Annotated in this window: 17 protein-coding genes; 11 read left to right on the top strand and 6 right to left on the bottom strand. The window is 46.1% G+C overall.

Annotation, left to right across the window (positions count from 1 at the left end):
- From B5F77_RS05730 to B5F77_RS05715, 4 genes are all read left to right on the top strand, one after another.
- A complete protein-coding gene (locus B5F77_RS05730; protein ID WP_087328845.1) occupies window positions 1-969 on the top strand; it encodes a GNAT family N-acetyltransferase in 969 nt (322 codons plus the stop codon).
- 84 nt (window positions 970-1,053) lie between these two features.
- The gene (gene mutS / locus B5F77_RS05725; RefSeq protein ID WP_087328843.1) at window positions 1,054-3,666 is read left to right on the top strand and encodes a DNA mismatch repair protein MutS; all 2,613 of its coding nucleotides are present in this window, start codon (window positions 1,054-1,056) and stop codon (window positions 3,664-3,666) included.
- Entirely contained in the window at window positions 3,656-4,753 is a 1,098-nt protein-coding gene (locus B5F77_RS05720; RefSeq protein ID WP_087328841.1) for a DUF5009 domain-containing protein, read from the top strand. Before mutS ends, B5F77_RS05720 begins: the two co-directional genes overlap by 11 nt.
- A gap of 2 nt (window positions 4,754-4,755) precedes the next feature.
- Complete coding sequence (locus B5F77_RS05715; RefSeq protein WP_087328839.1) at window positions 4,756-5,373, top strand: RNA polymerase sigma-70 factor; 618 nt, start codon at window positions 4,756-4,758, stop codon at window positions 5,371-5,373.
- Between the two features lie 422 nt (window positions 5,374-5,795).
- On the opposite strand, the gene lpdA is transcribed toward B5F77_RS05715, so the two are convergent.
- The gene (gene lpdA, locus B5F77_RS05710) at window positions 5,796-7,142 is read right to left on the bottom strand and encodes a dihydrolipoyl dehydrogenase (protein ID WP_087328837.1); all 1,347 of its coding nucleotides are present in this window, start codon (window positions 7,140-7,142) and stop codon (window positions 5,796-5,798) included.
- A gap of 24 nt (window positions 7,143-7,166) precedes the next feature.
- On the bottom strand, window positions 7,167-7,583 hold the full coding sequence (locus B5F77_RS05705; RefSeq protein WP_239445745.1) for a PH domain-containing protein: 417 nt from the start codon (window positions 7,581-7,583) through the stop codon (window positions 7,167-7,169).
- 129 nt (window positions 7,584-7,712) lie between these two features.
- Between B5F77_RS05705 and B5F77_RS05700 the strand changes: the two genes are divergently transcribed.
- The 4 genes from B5F77_RS05700 to B5F77_RS05685 all read left to right on the top strand — a co-directional run bounded on the left by B5F77_RS05700 (window position 7,713) and on the right by B5F77_RS05685 (window position 10,664).
- Window positions 7,713-8,087 carry a thioredoxin domain-containing protein gene (locus tag B5F77_RS05700; RefSeq protein WP_239445744.1) on the top strand — a complete coding sequence of 125 codons (375 nt, stop codon included), beginning with the start codon at window positions 7,713-7,715 and terminating at the stop codon, window positions 8,085-8,087.
- Between the two features lie 716 nt (window positions 8,088-8,803).
- Entirely contained in the window at window positions 8,804-9,364 is a 561-nt protein-coding gene (locus B5F77_RS05695) for a DUF4251 domain-containing protein (protein ID WP_087328900.1), read from the top strand.
- A 21-nt stretch (window positions 9,365-9,385) separates the two neighbouring features.
- Window positions 9,386-10,039 (top strand): DUF4136 domain-containing protein, encoded by a 654-nt coding sequence (locus B5F77_RS05690; RefSeq protein WP_087328898.1) that lies wholly within the window; start codon window positions 9,386-9,388, stop codon window positions 10,037-10,039.
- Window positions 10,026-10,664, top strand: coding sequence for an outer membrane beta-barrel protein (locus B5F77_RS05685; RefSeq protein WP_239445743.1), 639 nt, complete (start codon window positions 10,026-10,028; stop codon window positions 10,662-10,664). The genes B5F77_RS05690 and B5F77_RS05685 overlap by 14 nt, the downstream gene beginning before the upstream one ends.
- Window positions 10,665-10,733: 69 nt before the next feature.
- On the opposite strand, the gene B5F77_RS05680 is transcribed toward B5F77_RS05685, so the two are convergent.
- On the bottom strand, window positions 10,734-10,958 hold the full coding sequence (locus tag B5F77_RS05680) for a winged helix-turn-helix domain-containing protein (protein ID WP_087328894.1): 225 nt from the start codon (window positions 10,956-10,958) through the stop codon (window positions 10,734-10,736).
- A gap of 5 nt (window positions 10,959-10,963) precedes the next feature.
- The gene (locus B5F77_RS05675) at window positions 10,964-11,191 is read right to left on the bottom strand and encodes a winged helix-turn-helix domain-containing protein (RefSeq protein WP_087328835.1); all 228 of its coding nucleotides are present in this window, start codon (window positions 11,189-11,191) and stop codon (window positions 10,964-10,966) included.
- Between the two features lie 172 nt (window positions 11,192-11,363).
- Here B5F77_RS05675 and B5F77_RS05670 point away from each other — a divergent pair, with 172 nt between their 5' ends.
- Entirely contained in the window at window positions 11,364-11,966 is a 603-nt protein-coding gene (locus B5F77_RS05670; protein ID WP_087328892.1) for an RNA polymerase sigma-70 factor, read from the top strand.
- 36 nt (window positions 11,967-12,002) lie between these two features.
- Entirely contained in the window at window positions 12,003-13,031 is a 1,029-nt protein-coding gene (locus B5F77_RS05665; RefSeq protein ID WP_087328833.1) for an endonuclease/exonuclease/phosphatase family protein, read from the top strand.
- Between the two features lie 53 nt (window positions 13,032-13,084).
- Here the strand turns inward: B5F77_RS05665 and B5F77_RS05660 are convergent, their stop codons facing one another.
- Both B5F77_RS05660 and B5F77_RS05655 read right to left on the bottom strand, forming a co-directional pair.
- A complete protein-coding gene (locus B5F77_RS05660; protein ID WP_087328831.1) occupies window positions 13,085-13,441 on the bottom strand; it encodes a nucleotidyltransferase domain-containing protein in 357 nt (118 codons plus the stop codon).
- Window positions 13,399-13,854, bottom strand: a complete 456-nt coding sequence (locus B5F77_RS05655) for a nucleotidyltransferase substrate binding protein (RefSeq protein ID WP_239445742.1) — start codon at window positions 13,852-13,854, stop codon at window positions 13,399-13,401. Before B5F77_RS05655 ends, B5F77_RS05660 begins: the two co-directional genes overlap by 43 nt.
- Before the next feature lie 434 nt (window positions 13,855-14,288).
- Between B5F77_RS05655 and B5F77_RS05650 the strand changes: the two genes are divergently transcribed.
- Window positions 14,289-15,290, top strand: a complete 1,002-nt coding sequence (locus B5F77_RS05650; RefSeq protein ID WP_087328888.1) for a FecR domain-containing protein — start codon at window positions 14,289-14,291, stop codon at window positions 15,288-15,290.
- Window positions 15,291-15,309: the final 19 nt, after the last annotated feature.

Raw genomic sequence — 15,309 nt, 5'->3', positions numbered from 1 at the left:
ATGGTACAAGAGGTAATCCCACCCATTGAACGCCAACTATTGAAGGCAGAGCTGACAAAAGACAAGATGCTCAGGCGGACGAACAAATCGAACAACGAAATTTATATCACGACGGCGCACGATTCGCCGAACGTCATGCGGGAAATCGGGCGGTTGCGCGAGCTGGCCTTCCGTTTTTATGGCGGAGGGACGGGACAAGCTACCGACATTGATGCCTTCGACACGATGCCCAATGCCTACCGGCAGCTCATTGTTTGGAATCCCGACGAAGAGGCCATCTTGGGCGGATATCGGTTCCTCTGCGGTTCAGACGTGCGGATGGACGACGCGGGGAAGCCGGTCTTGGCGACGTCGCATTTGTTCGACTTCTCGGATAAGTTCGTGCAAGATTACTTGCCCCGGACGGTCGAGTTAGGACGTTCGTTTGTGGCCCTCGAATACCAAGCGACGCGGAGCGGAAGCGCGCGTGGATTGTTTGTCTTGGATAACTTGTGGGACGGACTGGGAGCGCTCTCGGTAGTAGACCCGAATTTGCAATATTATTTTGGGAAAGTGACGATGTACAACACCTACAATACGGAAGCACGCGACATGATTCTCTATTTCCTCAAGCTCCATTTTGCCGATAAAGAACAACTGGTGACGCCTATCCATCCGCTCCAGACGCATGCCGACGAAGCGAAGCTGCGCGCACTTTTCCATTACGATAATTTCAAGGATAATTACAGAGTATTGAACCAAGAGGTACGGAAGTTCGGCATCAACGTCCCGCCTTTGGTGAATGCCTACATGAGCCTTTCGCCCAAAATGCGCGTCTTTGGGACGGCCATCAACCATGAATTTGGCGAAGTAGAAGAGACAGGTATCCTAATAGATATTAACGAAATCCTGGAAGAGAAAAAGAAACGGCACATTGAAACATTCTTACGCGAAGAATGCCAGTCGGCCGACCTGATTCGGCATAATTAATGCCTATTGAAACGTTCCGTTTCTGTACGAAATTCGTGAAAAAGTGCTATTTTTGTCCGGACTTATTAAAAGAAGGAATATAGTGTGGCAAAAGTAGTAGAAACTCCGTTGATGAGGCAATATTTCGAGATAAAGGCGCAACATCCCGACGCCATCTTGTTGTTTCGGGTGGGCGACTTTTACGAAATGTATGGTGATGATGCTGTCGTAGGCGCTGAAATATTGGGGATTGTTCAAACCAAGCGGGCCAATAGCGCAGGGCCAGCTATAGAAATGGCCGGTTTTCCGCACCATGCGCTGGATACCTATCTCCCGAAACTGGTACGGGCAGGCAAACGGGTGGCGATATGCGACCAGTTGGAAGACCCTAAGTTGGCCAAGAAGTTGGTGAAGCGCGGGATTACGGAATTGGTGACGCCGGGTGTTTCCATCAACGATAATATCTTAAATCATAAAGAAAATAATTTCCTCTCGTCGGTTTATTTCGAGAAAGACCGGTGTGGCATTGCTTTTCTCGATATCTCGACGGGTGAATTCTTGACGGCCGAAGGAAACGCAGATTATATGGATAAACTCCTGAACAATTTCTCTCCCAAGGAAGTGCTTGTCGAACGAAACCATAAGAAACAGTTTGAAGCCCTGTTCGGGTCGCGCTTCTTTGTGTATGAAATGGATGATTGGGTGTTTACCTCCGAAGCGGCCACGGAACGTCTTTTGAAACATTTCGAGACCAAGAACTTGAAAGGTTTTGGCGTACAACATCTGAAGCTGGGTATCGTAGCTTCGGGTGCCATCCTTTACTATTTGGACCAAACGCAACATACGCATATTTCACATATTACGTCGTTGGCACGCATCGAAGAGGAGCGTTATGTCCGCTTAGACAAATTTACCGTACGAAGTCTGGAACTGGTTTGCGCGATGAACGAAGACGGGAAAAGCCTGTTGGATGTGATTGATAAGACGATCTCACCGATGGGTTCACGTATGCTTCGCCGTTGGGTTCTTTTCCCTTTGAAGGATATCAAGCCGATAGAAGAACGTCAAAATGTGGTGGAGTATTTCTTTAAACATCCGGAAGCGAAGGCGTTGTTAGACGAACAATTGGAACAGGTGGGCGATGTGGAGCGTATTATCTCGAAAGTAGCCGTGGGCCGTGTTTCTCCACGGGAAGTAGTGCAATTGAAAGTGGCTTTACGTGCCATTGAACAAATGAAGAGTGTTTGCATGGGGAGCGACGAGCCTGTACTTTGCCGTATTGGAGAACAATTGAACGTTTGTGCTTTGATTCGGGAACGCATCGAAAAGGAAATACAGCCCGATCCACCGTCGTTGGTAAATAAAGGCGGTGTCATTGCCTCAGGCGTCAATGCCGAGTTGGACGAATTACGTGCCATCTCCTATTCCGGCAAGGATTATTTGCTCCAAATCCAACAACGGGAAATCGAACGGACGGGTATTCCTAGTTTGAAAGTGGCCTTCAATAATGTGTTTGGTTATTATATTGAGGTGCGAAATGCGCACAAAGACAAAGTGCCGGCAGAATGGATTCGGAAGCAGACATTAGTAAATGCCGAACGATATATTACGGAAGAGCTCAAAGAGTATGAGGAAAAGATATTGGGGGCAGAAGAGAAAATCCTTTCACTGGAAGCTCGATTGTTCAACGATTTAGTGTTGTGTTTGGCAGAATATATAGCACCTATTCAATGCAATGCCAACTTGATTGGCCAGTTGGATTGCCTGCTTTCTTTTGCCAAAGTAGCGGGGGAAAACAAATATATCCGTCCGCAGGTAGACGAATCGGATGTGATTGATATCAAGGCCGGACGTCATCCCGTCATCGAGAAACAAATGCCACCGGGCGAGAGTTATGTGGCGAACGATGTTTATCTGGATGAGGACAAGCAACAAATCATTATCATAACCGGTCCGAACATGGCCGGAAAGTCCGCGTTACTTCGTCAGACCGCGTTGATTGTGTTGATGGCGCAAATCGGATGTTTTGTCCCGGCGGAAAGTGCACATATCGGGATGGTAGATAAGATTTTCACACGGGTGGGTGCTTCCGACAATATTTCGGTCGGTGAATCCACGTTTATGGTCGAGATGAATGAAGCGGCCGATATCTTGAACAATATGACCTCGCGTAGTCTTGTGCTCTTTGATGAGTTAGGGCGTGGAACGAGCACCTATGATGGTATTTCCATTGCTTGGGCGATTGTGGAATATATCCATGAACATCCGCGTGCACATGCTAAGACACTTTTTGCGACGCATTATCATGAATTGAATGAAATGGAACGTTCTTTCCCGCGTATCAAGAACTATAATGTTTCGGTCAAAGAGGTGGGAAACAAAGTGATTTTCTTGCGCAAGTTGGTGCCCGGAGGTAGTGAACATAGTTTTGGTATTCATGTGGCACGCATGGCCGGAATGCCCAAAAGTATTGTAAGCCGTGCTTCGGAAATCTTGAAGGTGTTGGAGACGGAGAAGAGGCAAGAAGAGGGCATCGCCGGACAAGCCTTAAAAAAGACCGAAAAGCAAGGAGCTTACCAGTTAAGTTTCTTCCAATTGGATGATCCCATCTTGAGCCAAGTACGCGATGAAATTAAAAACTTGGATGTAAATAACCTCACTCCGATTGAGGCGTTGAATAAGTTGAATGAGATCAAAAAGATTATCAATGGAAAATAGTAGACTTCTTTCGTTGGACGTCATGCGGGGCATCACGATTGCCGGTATGATTTTGGTGAACAATCCAGGGGATTGGGCACATGTGTATGCACCGCTCGAACATGCGCATTGGAACGGTTTTACGCCGACCGATATGGTTTTCCCCTTCTTTATGTTCATGATGGGGATTTCGGCCTATTTCTCGCTTCGGAAATATGATTTCACGTGGAACAGAGCGTGCGTGTGGAAAATCGCGAAACGTACGGTGGTGATTTTCTGCATCGGTTTGGCGTTAAACGGGTTGAGCTTAGCGATGTTCGGAGGCTTGGAATGGGAGCGATGGCGTATTTTAGGCGTATTGCAACGATTGGCATTGGCGTATGGATTTGCGTCGTTGGCGGCTCTTTCTATTCCCCATAAATACTTGTTGCATACAGCGGTTTTGCTGTTAGTCGTTCATTCCGTTTTGCTTCTGGGTTCGCATAGTTTGGAACTTACGCCGGATAGCCTGGTGGCGGTGATAGACCGTGTTGTATTGGGTGAGAGTCATTTGTATCGGGATGTAATGGCAGATGGTACGGTAATTGCCTTCGATCCAGAAGGGCTTCTGGGTGTATTGAGTAGCGTAGCGCATGTGTTGATTGGCATGTGGGTCGGGAAGATGATTCTTTCCCAACGGAAAAGGCATGAAGTGATAGTTCTGAACCTGTTCGTTTTGGGTAGTCTTTTGTTGATTTGTGGCTTGTTATTGAATTACGCGATACCTGTCAATAAGAAAATCTGGAGTAGTACGTTTGTATTGGTAACGTGCGGTTTTGGTTCGCTCCTCTTGGCGCTTTTGATGTATGATATCGACATCCGGAAACGGAAAAGGTGGACGCGTTTCTTCGAAACATTTGGCGTCAATCCTCTCTACCTTTATGTACAGGCCGAGCTTTTGGCTCGTTTGATTGCTTATTGGGGTTGGGGCGACCTTGTGATGCAGGAGGTGCTGATTCCCCTGTTAGGCGATTATCCTGCCTCGTTGGCATGGGCTTTGTTGTTTGTGTTCGTCAATTGGATTCCGGGTCATTTCCTTTATAAACGACATCTATACATTAAAATATAGGAATGGAAGTAAGCGAACAGATAATCATCAGGCATCTGAAAGCGGGTGATGCGAAGGCGTGGCGTTGGCTTTATGCGCATCATTATGGCGTGCTTTGCCGGATGGCAAACGATTATCTGGGCGATCCTTTTCTGGCGGAGAGCATCGTAGAGGATGTGATTTTTCATTTCTGGGAGATTCGGGAAACGGTAGATATTCAAACTTCTTTGCGTGCCTATCTGATGCGGGCGGTGCGTAATCGTTGCTTGAATCATTTTGCTTCTAAACAAGAACAATATGAAACGAGCTTCTCGGAACTTCCGCTCGAATCTTTAGATGCTTCGCTTTTCTTCCGTACGAACGATGAACATCCGCTGGGGTGTCTTCTGGAGAAAGAATTGGAAGAACAAATCATCCGTGCGGTCGAAAGCATTCCGTCCGAATCCCGCCAGGTTTTCCGGAAGAGCCGGTACGAACGGAAAAAGAATGACGAGATTGCGGCTGAATTGGGCATTTCCGTCAATACCGTGAAATACCATATCAAACGCGCGCTCGCCATCCTGCGGGAATATCTGGGCGAATACTTGACGCTCTTTGTGGGGTTCCTCTTTTTGAACACGCACGGAGGTGGAATGGCGTGAGAAATGCCATTTCGTCGACCCGCAACGGCTTTGCATGGCTTGTAAAATGAAATTTCTTTCACGAAATGGGGTTTACACGACTTGCAAAATGGAATTTCCTCCACGAAATGGGGTTTGCACGGCTTGCAAAATGGAATTTCCTCCACGAAATGAGGTTTGCACGGCTTGCAAAATGGAATTTCCTTCACGAAATGGGGTTTGCACGGCTTGTAAAATGAAATTTCCTCCACGAAATGGCATTTTGCACGGTTTTCAAACTATTTTCTAGCTCACAGCAGGTACTTCGAAATAGAAAATGGCACATTGATAACACGAATTTAATAGATAATTACAGATTTATTTGGTTATAAATCAATTAAAAAGAATCTGCGGTCATCTGTTAAATCCGTGTTGTCAGTGTGCCATTCATTTTTAGCACCTTTTTAGCCCAACGCTTCTTTGAGAATCTCGCCCACGGTCGGGTGCGGGAAGACAAACGAGGTGATTTCTTCGGCTTTCATACCCTTTTCAATGGCGATACCGGCAATGACGATCAGTTCGGAAGCCGGATTGCCGAGCAAATGGGCTCCTATTAAGGTTCCCTCTCCGTCGAGAATTAATTTGCAGATACCGTTGCCCATCTCGTTTTCGGCTACGAAACGCCCCGAGAAGGCCATGGGGATTTTCTTCACGGTGTAAGGTGTGCCGTTGGCTTGTAACTCTTCTTCCGTCTGGCCTACGCCGGCAATTTCCGGATTGGTATACACTACGCCCGGAATGGCACGATAACTCATCGCGCGTGTTTGACCTAAAATATGGTCGATGGCCACTTCGGCTTCGCTGACAGCTGTATGCGCCAGGAGCGAGAAGGCGGTGATGTCGCCGCAAGCATAGACATTGGGAAGAGAGGTTTGCATATATTCATTTACTTTCACGCCATTTCGGAACGGCTCGACGCCGAGGTTTTCCAATCCGAATCCTTTCGTCACAGGACGACGGCCTACGCTCAGGAGGATTTTCTCCCCCTGGAGTGTCAAAGTTTCTCCATTCTTCTCTACCGATACTTCCGTTCCGTGTACGGCCGTCACTTTATGTCCTAAATAGAATTTCACGCCGCGTTTCGCATATTCGGCTTGGAGCATATCGGACAGTTCCTTGTCCATTGCGCCTAAAATCTTGTCGAGCATCTCCACGACGATGACTTCCGTCCCCATGCTGTGGAAGAAGGATGCAAACTCCATACCAATCACACCGCCACCAATAATGATCAACGATTTCGGCAATTCTTTGCTTTGCAATGCTTCGCGGCTGGTCCAATATTCCGTTTCGGCCAACCCGGGAATAGGCGGGATGACTGTCTCCGAACCTGTACAAATCAGGAGATGCCGGGCTTCATAAGTTTGCTCGCCACATGTGAGTGTAATCGTCCCGTCTTCAGTGCGTCCTTGGATAAAGGCTTCTCCCGCGACGACCTCTACGCCGCTTTCTTTCATCTTCATGCGGATGCCGGCGGTCAGTTTCTTGACGACTTTATTCTTGCGGGCGATGATTTTCGCATAATCAAAGGCTGCATTTTCTGCGCTTACAGCATATTTCGGCGCATGCTTAATCGTGTCGTACACTTTGGCCGAATACAAGAGCGTCTTCGTGGGTACGCATCCTTCGTTTAAGCAAACGCCTCCCAAAGCATTCTTTTCAAATAAAATGGTGGATAATCCACCTTTCCCCGCTTTCTCGGCAGCAGTATAACCGGCGGGGCCTCCGCCGATAATGGCTACATCGTATGTCATATTATGTTGAGTTTATAGGATTTATTAATTCCGTACTATTATCTCCGGATTAAACTTCCTGAGGCAGCGCACAAATTCCTTCTGGTCGGTGGGCGAAATCAGGAGCCAAGGTTGTTTCCCTTGATAGATAATCAGGCGGTCGAGCGAAAGCGCGTAACTGGAGACCGGCATTGCCGTCCGTTCCACAGCTGTTATCTCTTCTATTTTAATCCGTTTTTCAGGAAAGATACTGCAATGGGCGATGAGGTAACCGTCCGCTGTGATGCGGTACCAGGTGTTGAGCAGCATGTGGATAGCCAGCATCAACCCCAACAACAAGGCAATCATGACAAACACCGGACTGTGTCGTACGAACACGGCTACCGTACAAATGGCCAAGATTCCCAATCCTACGTGGTATATCCAGCCTACTTTTGATTTAAATTCTCTATTTATTTCCATTTTATTTCGATTTGGGGCGAAGTTACAAAAACTTATTCATCGATATCCTATATGGGGCGATAAAGATTTTATATTTGACATGTATCGTTTCATTTCCTATTTTTGTCCAACAGTTAATCATTAAAGAATATGAGATTTGAACTTATGGGAACGATTCATTTGAACAAAGAAAGTTTTGCGGCTCGTGTGTCCGACGTATTAGAAAGCGGTCAGTGGAAATATTTGGGCGACAAACCTGCCATTATCGATTTTTTTGCCACGTGGTGCGGACCGTGCCAGGCATTGGCGCCGACGCTCGACGCTGCGGCCGAACGGTTTGCAGATCAAATTTATGTCTATAAGGTGGATGTGGACGAGGAGCCGGAATTGGCTTCGCTTTTCAATATTCGTTCTATCCCAACGTTGCTTTTCGTCCCGATGCAAGGAAAGCCGAAAATCAATGTAGGTTTGATGTCGAAATCGGACATCGATTTCGCAGTGAAGAACGTCTTACTGCAAAAGTAAATATTAGATTTATCTCTTCGTTCTTTTTCCTTGATGAAAAAGAACCAAAAAATCAAGGCTTACACTCCAGCGGCTACAAATCGCGGTGCGGAGCGGAAATCTCGGAAAAACTCGCCTTCAGCTCAAACAACCGAGATTTCTTTTCGCTCCGTCTCGGAATTTGCTTTTACGCCGCTTCCGTTAGGCCAATCCAATTGACAATCAACAATTGACAATTGTCAATTGTCCATTGAACCGGTCTCTGTCTGGTGGGCGTGAAGCGAGCGAGCGGAACGAAGCGGCGCGAATAGCGGAGTGCAGAAAGCGAGTAGCCCAGCAGACGCAGCCTTGAACTTTTGGTTCTTTTCTTTCAAGAGAAAAGAACAGAAAATAATCTATTAATGCAAATGAGTATGAATGGTTCATACTATAAACTGCAGCATGTTGTTTATGTTTAGGCGGCAGATTTTAGAATTCCAGGTGCCCTTATTACATTATAATAATAGTTGAAATCCACGGCGTGGAATGCGGAAATGACGGTGTGGATGATGGGATTTATAACGATAATCGAGAAAGTTCATGAATGTGGAGTGGGGATTCTTTCCCCATTAACTTAAAAACCTGATGCCTTGCGTTAATTATGCATATATCCTGCGGAAAAGATGAACTATAATGGCAGCGAATTTGTCTTATTTACGTCTGAAGAGATAAAGTTTCAAATTAGAATGAGTATGACAATGAAAAGGATTTTTTTAATAGGAATAGCCCTGTTCCTTAGTTTAAGTTATGTAGCCGCACAAAATGTGGCTTCGGAAAGGGCAAAAGTGAAAGAACAAATGCGGGTAGAACAGGCGGCTCTTGATTCTGTCTATTTTGAACAAGCGCAAAAGGCCATTGAAGCGCGTCAGTTTGTGTTGGAAGCCGATCGTGTTATGTTTAAATACGGGACGACGGCCTATGTGAATCCCAACACGAATTTCGTTGCGATGGAGGGCGATAAGGCAACTGTGCAGGTAGCTTTCAATATTCCGGTAGGCGGGCCAAACGGTTTGGGCGGTATTACGTTGGACGGAAATGTGACTAACTTTAAGCAGAAGGTCGGTAAGCGTGGGACGCTGTACATTTCCTTTCATGTGACGGGAACGGGTATCTCGGCGGATATTGATATCTCGCTTCCGCAAGGAAGTAGTACGGCGCAGCTGTCTATTCGCCCGACTTTCAATTCAAACGAGTTGCAATTAAGCGGACATGTCTTGCCTTTGTCACATAGTAATGTGTTTAAAGGTTCAGCGCTATAAAATAAAGAAAGGAAAATGACAATGAAAAAGATTGGAATGTATGCCATGCTCGCAGGGGTAGCCTTGCTGAGCAGTTGCGAGAAAGACCCGGATCTTGGCGAGATGGATGGCGATTTTGTAGTCTATACGCAATACGACGCGGAGACGGACTTCGCGAATGCGTCGACTTATTATTTGCCGGACAGTATTCTGACGGCCGGACAGGGAATGCAAGCCGCGTATTGGTCGGATGAGAACGCCGACGCGCTCCTCGCGCAAGTGGAACGCACAATGGACGACCGGGGCTATACGCGCAGCACGGAGAAAAGGGATGCCGACTTGGGCATCCAGGTGACTTACTTGGAGAATACGGTGAATATGGTCGGTTTCACGGGCGGTTATTGGGATGGCTGGTGGGATCCGTACTATTGGGGACCCTATTGGGGTGGCGGATGGTATTATCCTTTCCCAATTACGTATCAATACAATACGGGAAATATCGTCCTTGAGATGGTAGACTTGCGTACGGCCGATAACGAGGCAAACGCGTCTCGCCTGCCAATCGTTTGGTTGGCCAGTAGCGAGGGTATGATTGCCGGGAATACGCGCGTCGACATGATGTTGGTGCAACGAGCCATTGCGCAATCCTTTAATCAATCGCCTTATATTAACCGCCATATAAATGAAGGAGAATAACGAGATGAAAAAGATACTGTATAGTTTGATGATAGTGTGTTGTTTGGGAATCAGTGTGAAAGGAGAGGCCCGTTCGTTTGCTGATGATTTGAGTTTCAGCCTCGACTGGCAGATGAATGCGCCCATTGGGACGGATTTCGCCAACAAGATAAGTGGTTGGGGCATGAACCTCGATGCCGGTTATGAGATTACACCGGAATGGACGGCCGGATTGTTTGCTTCATTCCATACGAACCATCGCTACGTGGGACGCGAGACGATTTCACTTTCGCCCACGGAAGCCTTAACGACCGATCAGCAGCATTCTGCCTTCCAAGTGCCATTTGGCGCCTTCGGTCGTTATTATTTATATGATAATGGTTATGTTCGTCCGTATGTAGGCGGGAAAATAGGTGCGATGTATGCACAAAATACAACTTATCTCAATACGACGGGCTACTACGAACGTCCGTGGGGATTTTATGTCTCGCCGGAAGTCGGTATGAACATTAATCCAAAGCGATACCATCGCTATGGATTCCATATCGCCGTCTACTACAGCTATGCCACGAACCAGACGAATCTCTTAAATTACGAAGAGAACGGACGTAACAACCTTGGTTTCCGTGTGGGCATTTGCTTCTGATGAATACGAGAATATCAAAGATGGGGAGAAGGAAAAATTCCCCATCTTTTTTGTCTCGTATTTTTTAGATTATCCTATATAATAATTAACAGCCAAGTAAAGATACTCGCGATGAGTGGTTTCATCCGTTTCGAATTGGATTTTATCTTCGCGGGCAAGCCAACCGATGGCTGCGTTGAGGTCGCGGTCGTGCAATCCGGAGCGTGCTTTCAACTCGTTGTATTCCCAGCGCTCTTGTTGGCTGAGCAGGTTCCAAAGGATGCCGGCGTTCATGCCGATAGTTTGTTTATTCATACGCATTATCCGATATAAAAGTTAAGTTCAATGTATAAAATCTCATGGTCGCCGACGCGCGTGGACTCGAATTGAATCTTACCTTCGCTGGCGAGCCATCCCATGGCGGCATTTAGGTCACGGTCGGACAATTTGCATGCCTCCTTTATTTCTTGGTATTCCCATTTCCGGTTCTCTCCATGAAGGAGTTTCCAGATTTTATCTGCGCTATCTTTAATACTCTGTACATTCATAATTAGCACGATTAAAAAACGAAAACGTTATTCTTCTCATGTGGTAAATTCCTTTACCGTCGGCAAAAATAGGGAATATTCCTTTTTTAAGCTATTTAATTTCGATGAAAATTTGCCTGTTGTCTCCTTTTTTGCCATCTTTACGGCATTTTAGTAGATAATGGAACGTTTTATGTCAAATTTTGTAACTTCTGCAAAGATAGATTTTGAGACGTTGACCCGCTTAAAACAAGGTGACGTCCATGCATTCGAGGTGATATTCTGGGAATATAATCCGCGGGTATATCATTTCGTCTATTCATTATTATGCGACAAACTATTGGCGGAAGACTTGACGCAGACGGTTTTCCTCAAGATTTGGGAGCGGCGAGAAATGATTGATCCCGCGCAACCTTTCGAGGCGTATCTTTTCACGATTGCACGACATTTGGCGTATAAAGAAAGCGAACGGATGCTTGTCGCGTCGCTTTCTGACTTAGCCGAAGCCGCTTCGTTTACCGACGAAGTTGCGTTAGAAGACAAATTGGAGGCTGACTCGTTGCGTGAATATATTCAGCAATTAGTAGATAGATTGCCTGTAGCGCGTCGGGAAATATTTCGTCTAAGCCGTGAAGAACATCTTTCGCATAAAGAGATTGCCGAGCGGTTACATATTTCGGAAAAGACAGTTGAGACGCAGCTCTATCGCGCGCTCCGTTTTTTACGGGAGGAGTTACACAAAAGTTCTTTCCTCGTTCTTATCCTTTTGTATGGCGCGATGGGAAAATGGAATTGAAAAACAGATTTGTTAAACTATAGAGTAAAAATAGGAATGAAAAGGATTTTGATGTTATTATGCTTCGTCGCTTGTGTGGGGCTGGCGAAAGCAGGAGGAGAGAAAGAGTTTACGGTGTTGCAATGGAACATTTGGCAAGAAGGAACGGTTGTACCCGGCGGTTATGAGGCTATTGTGGATGAAATCGTCCGCCTGAAGCCGGATTTCGTAACCTTGAGCGAAGTGCGTAATTACCATGACACCAATTTTACGGCTCGGCTTACGGCTTCACTTAAAGCACGGGGTGAGACGTATTATTCGTTTTATTCGTATGATTCGGGGTTATTGAGTCGCTATCCTATTACGGATTCTACTACTGTTTTTCCTGAAAAGGATGACCATGGGAGCATTTACCGGATGCTGACGGAAGTCCACGGGCGGAAAGTTGCGGTTTATACAGCGCATCTCGATTACCTGAACGATGCTTATTATAATGTACGAGGTTATGACGGTTCGACGTGGGAGGAAATCCCTATTCCAACAAGCGTCGAAGAGGTACTGAAGGTGAACGATGCTTCCCTCCGCGATGATGCCATCCGTCTCTTTATCGAAGCTGCCCAGAAGGACCGTGAGGCAGGTTATGTTGTGATTTTAGGAGGCGACTTCAATGAGCCTTCGCACTTGGATTGGACGGAAGAGACGAAAGACCTTTATGCGCATAATGGGTTAGTCATCCCTTGGACCGTGACGACGCTTTTAGAGAAAGCCGGTTTCATAGATACTTACCGTACGCTTTATCCCAATCCGGTGACACATCCGGGCATCACGTTTCCCGACGATAATCCAGCCAAGGAAATCGAACGTCTTACATGGACTCCTAAATCTGATGAGCGCGAACGCATTGATTATATCTTTTATGCGCCATACGAAGGTTTGCGTTTAAAGGATGCCATTATCTTCGGACATGAAGGAAGCATTGCCTATAGCAAGCGCGTGCCCAGCGAGACGCAAGATAAGTTTCTCCTTCCCTTAGGCGTTTGGCCTACAGACCATAAAGGCTTGTTAGTCACATTTGCGTGGGAATAATCACGAATGAGTAGCTATGCGGGAAAAGCCGAGTGAGGCGAAATCTTTCAGTTTCACCGGACTTTCCCCGTTTGGGCTTTCTCTTTTTTGTAAATAAGGATAGCCACGCGGTCGATGTGTTGCTTCAATCCGCAATCCAAGATGTGTTCATAATCGACAATGTCTACAAAATAAGGAATCAGGGAACCGTCGAACACCGCCCAAAGTGCTGCCACGTCGTTGTCATTAATCTCTTTACCCCGTACGGCAATATCGATATCCGATCCGGTGTAATAAGTTCCTTTTGCCCGTGAGCCGAAAACAAAAGCCTCTTCGATATGGAGAAAACATCCCAGGAGGCGGCGAATCTCTTCGATGGTGTCTTCGGTCAACCCGGTGTCGCTGAGTTTTCTTTTTCTGCGTCCAGCCATTCTGTAAGTTGTTTAAATAGTGAATAGTATTTGTCTAAAATATTTATCACCACGGTATTTGCTATTTCCTCGTAATAGGAATGGGACATCATGTTACGGTCGTTCAACGCTTTGAGCCATAGTTTCCCGTCTTGAAGATATCCGCATTGGAACGCCTTCCGAAGCGTATACTTCGGCGTAGGCGTATGGATTCCTTCGCTTTCCATATAATCTTTTAATGTGTTCCATGCCAATTCAAACGTATATTCAAACGTTTGGATGAGCCCGGCACGTAGCAAGAAATGGTCTGGCTCGTTTCGTACGATTTCGGTGGCTTCGGTTAGCCGATTGAAAGCCCGCTTGTACGTCTCGAATCGTTGCCGCCAACGTTCGTCCAACTCTTGGGCGACTTCTTCTTCCATTAGTTCTACCATTCTCCGTTTATTTTATGTTTCATGCTTGCAAATGTACAAAACAAGATGGCATTTGGGCAGGTTTTTTGCGAATATTTGGTGCATTGACTTTACAAAATGGCTAAGAAAACGGGAAAAGCCGCCCGAAAAATCTTTTTCATTCCGGCGAGAATTCTTTTTTAAATGGTTGGAAATTCTTTACGTATCGACGATATTTCTTTATCTTCAGGCTAAAGATATACAAATATCGTCGATATTTATATAAACATCGTCGATATTTGAAGATTTAATAGGAAAGAAAGGAACTTTTCATGCCTATGGAGGGAAGTTTTCCCAGGCAGATGTTTAAGTTTGGACGGGGAGGAGAGGGAAAGGAAGTTTATATGTTAAAGTGTTTAAAAAAAGAAGGACATTGTAAGGGATTTGTTTTCTTTCTGGATATACATTATAAAAGCATGGAAAAACAGGATAGACATATTGACGTATTGGAGCGTTTTATGCAAGGCGCTACTACGATTGAAGAAGAGCAAGAGCTTTTGACGTGGCTTCGAGAACCTTCTTCGGCGGGGGTTTTAGCTATCTATTACCAACAAAAGTGGGAAGTAAGTCAGCAGAAAGAACTGGAAGCGGAGGTACAATGCCGTATGTTTCTGCATATAAAGGAGCAGATGGGGTACGAGGAGCACCCGAAAGCGAAACGCATTTCGTTCCGGTCTTTCAGAGGCACATGGCGTTATGTGGCAGCTATGCTCGTAGGTTTATTGGCGGGATTGACTGTATATTGGGCTGCTTTCCCCCAACAGACGAGAGAAGAAGATTTTATTGTCTCGGCAGAACGAGGGCAACGGGCCAATATTACACTTCCGGATGGTACGCGGGTGTGGCTTAATTCGCATACGGAATTACGTTATGGCACGGAATATGGACACAAGGAACGCCTGGTGGAATTGGAAGGGGAAGCCTACTTCGAAGTGGCAAAAGATAAGAATCGGCGTTTTGTGGTACGGGCCGGAGACTTAGAGGTTGAGGCATTAGGTACGAGTTTCGACGTGAAAGCCTATAAAGAAGACAAGACATGGGTAGCCACGCTCCTCGAAGGGAAAGTGCGTACCCGCATTGCCGGGCAAGAAGCTATCTTAAAACCCGACCAACAAGCCGTGTATAATAAGGAAGAAGGCTCATTGCAAATTACGCGCCCGGATAATGCTGCCTATACCTGCATGTGGCGCGACGGAGAATTGGCCTTTTCGGGTGAAACTTTGGAAGAAATCGCCGTCATGTTCAAACGCCTTTATAACGTAGAAGTAAGGTTCGAGGCGGAAGACATCAAATCGTATCGTTTCTCAGGTGTGATAAAAAACAATAGTTTAGAGAATGTCATCGAATTAATAAGCCTCACGGCGCCGATTACTTATCAGGCGAAAAGAGATACGATTATACTAAGTACAAGAAGATAACAGAATTATTAACATCAAA

Source organism: Parabacteroides sp. An277 (assembly GCF_002159645.1).
Classification (GTDB): Bacteria; Bacteroidota; Bacteroidia; order Bacteroidales; family Tannerellaceae; genus Parabacteroides.
This window is presented reverse-complemented; position numbering and strand designations above follow the sequence as displayed.

Coding starts and splice junctions, on each gene's coding strand:
- B5F77_RS05650 (WP_087328888.1), top strand. CDS start 14,289: ATGGAAAAACAGGATAGACATATTGACGTATTGGAGCGTTTTATGCAA.
- B5F77_RS05680 (WP_087328894.1), bottom strand. CDS start 10,958: ATGAATAAACAAACTATCGGCATGAACGCCGGCATCCTTTGGAACCTG.
- B5F77_RS05720 (WP_087328841.1), top strand. CDS start 3,656: ATGGAAAATAGTAGACTTCTTTCGTTGGACGTCATGCGGGGCATCACG.
- lpdA (WP_087328837.1), bottom strand. CDS start 7,142: ATGACATACGATGTAGCCATTATCGGCGGAGGCCCCGCCGGTTATACT.
- B5F77_RS05675 (WP_087328835.1), bottom strand. CDS start 11,191: ATGAATGTACAGAGTATTAAAGATAGCGCAGATAAAATCTGGAAACTC.
- B5F77_RS05665 (WP_087328833.1), top strand. CDS start 12,003: ATGAAAAGGATTTTGATGTTATTATGCTTCGTCGCTTGTGTGGGGCTG.
- B5F77_RS05705 (WP_239445745.1), bottom strand. CDS start 7,583: ATGGAAATAAATAGAGAATTTAAATCAAAAGTAGGCTGGATATACCAC.
- B5F77_RS05695 (WP_087328900.1), top strand. CDS start 8,804: ATGAAAAGGATTTTTTTAATAGGAATAGCCCTGTTCCTTAGTTTAAGT.
- B5F77_RS05685 (WP_239445743.1), top strand. CDS start 10,026: ATGAAGGAGAATAACGAGATGAAAAAGATACTGTATAGTTTGATGATA.
- B5F77_RS05730 (WP_087328845.1), top strand. CDS start 1: ATGGTACAAGAGGTAATCCCACCCATTGAACGCCAACTATTGAAGGCA.
- B5F77_RS05660 (WP_087328831.1), bottom strand. CDS start 13,441: ATGGCTGGACGCAGAAAAAGAAAACTCAGCGACACCGGGTTGACCGAA.
- B5F77_RS05655 (WP_239445742.1), bottom strand. CDS start 13,854: ATGGTAGAACTAATGGAAGAAGAAGTCGCCCAAGAGTTGGACGAACGT.
- B5F77_RS05715 (WP_087328839.1), top strand. CDS start 4,756: ATGGAAGTAAGCGAACAGATAATCATCAGGCATCTGAAAGCGGGTGAT.
- B5F77_RS05690 (WP_087328898.1), top strand. CDS start 9,386: ATGAAAAAGATTGGAATGTATGCCATGCTCGCAGGGGTAGCCTTGCTG.
- B5F77_RS05670 (WP_087328892.1), top strand. CDS start 11,364: ATGTCAAATTTTGTAACTTCTGCAAAGATAGATTTTGAGACGTTGACC.
- B5F77_RS05700 (WP_239445744.1), top strand. CDS start 7,713: ATGAGATTTGAACTTATGGGAACGATTCATTTGAACAAAGAAAGTTTT.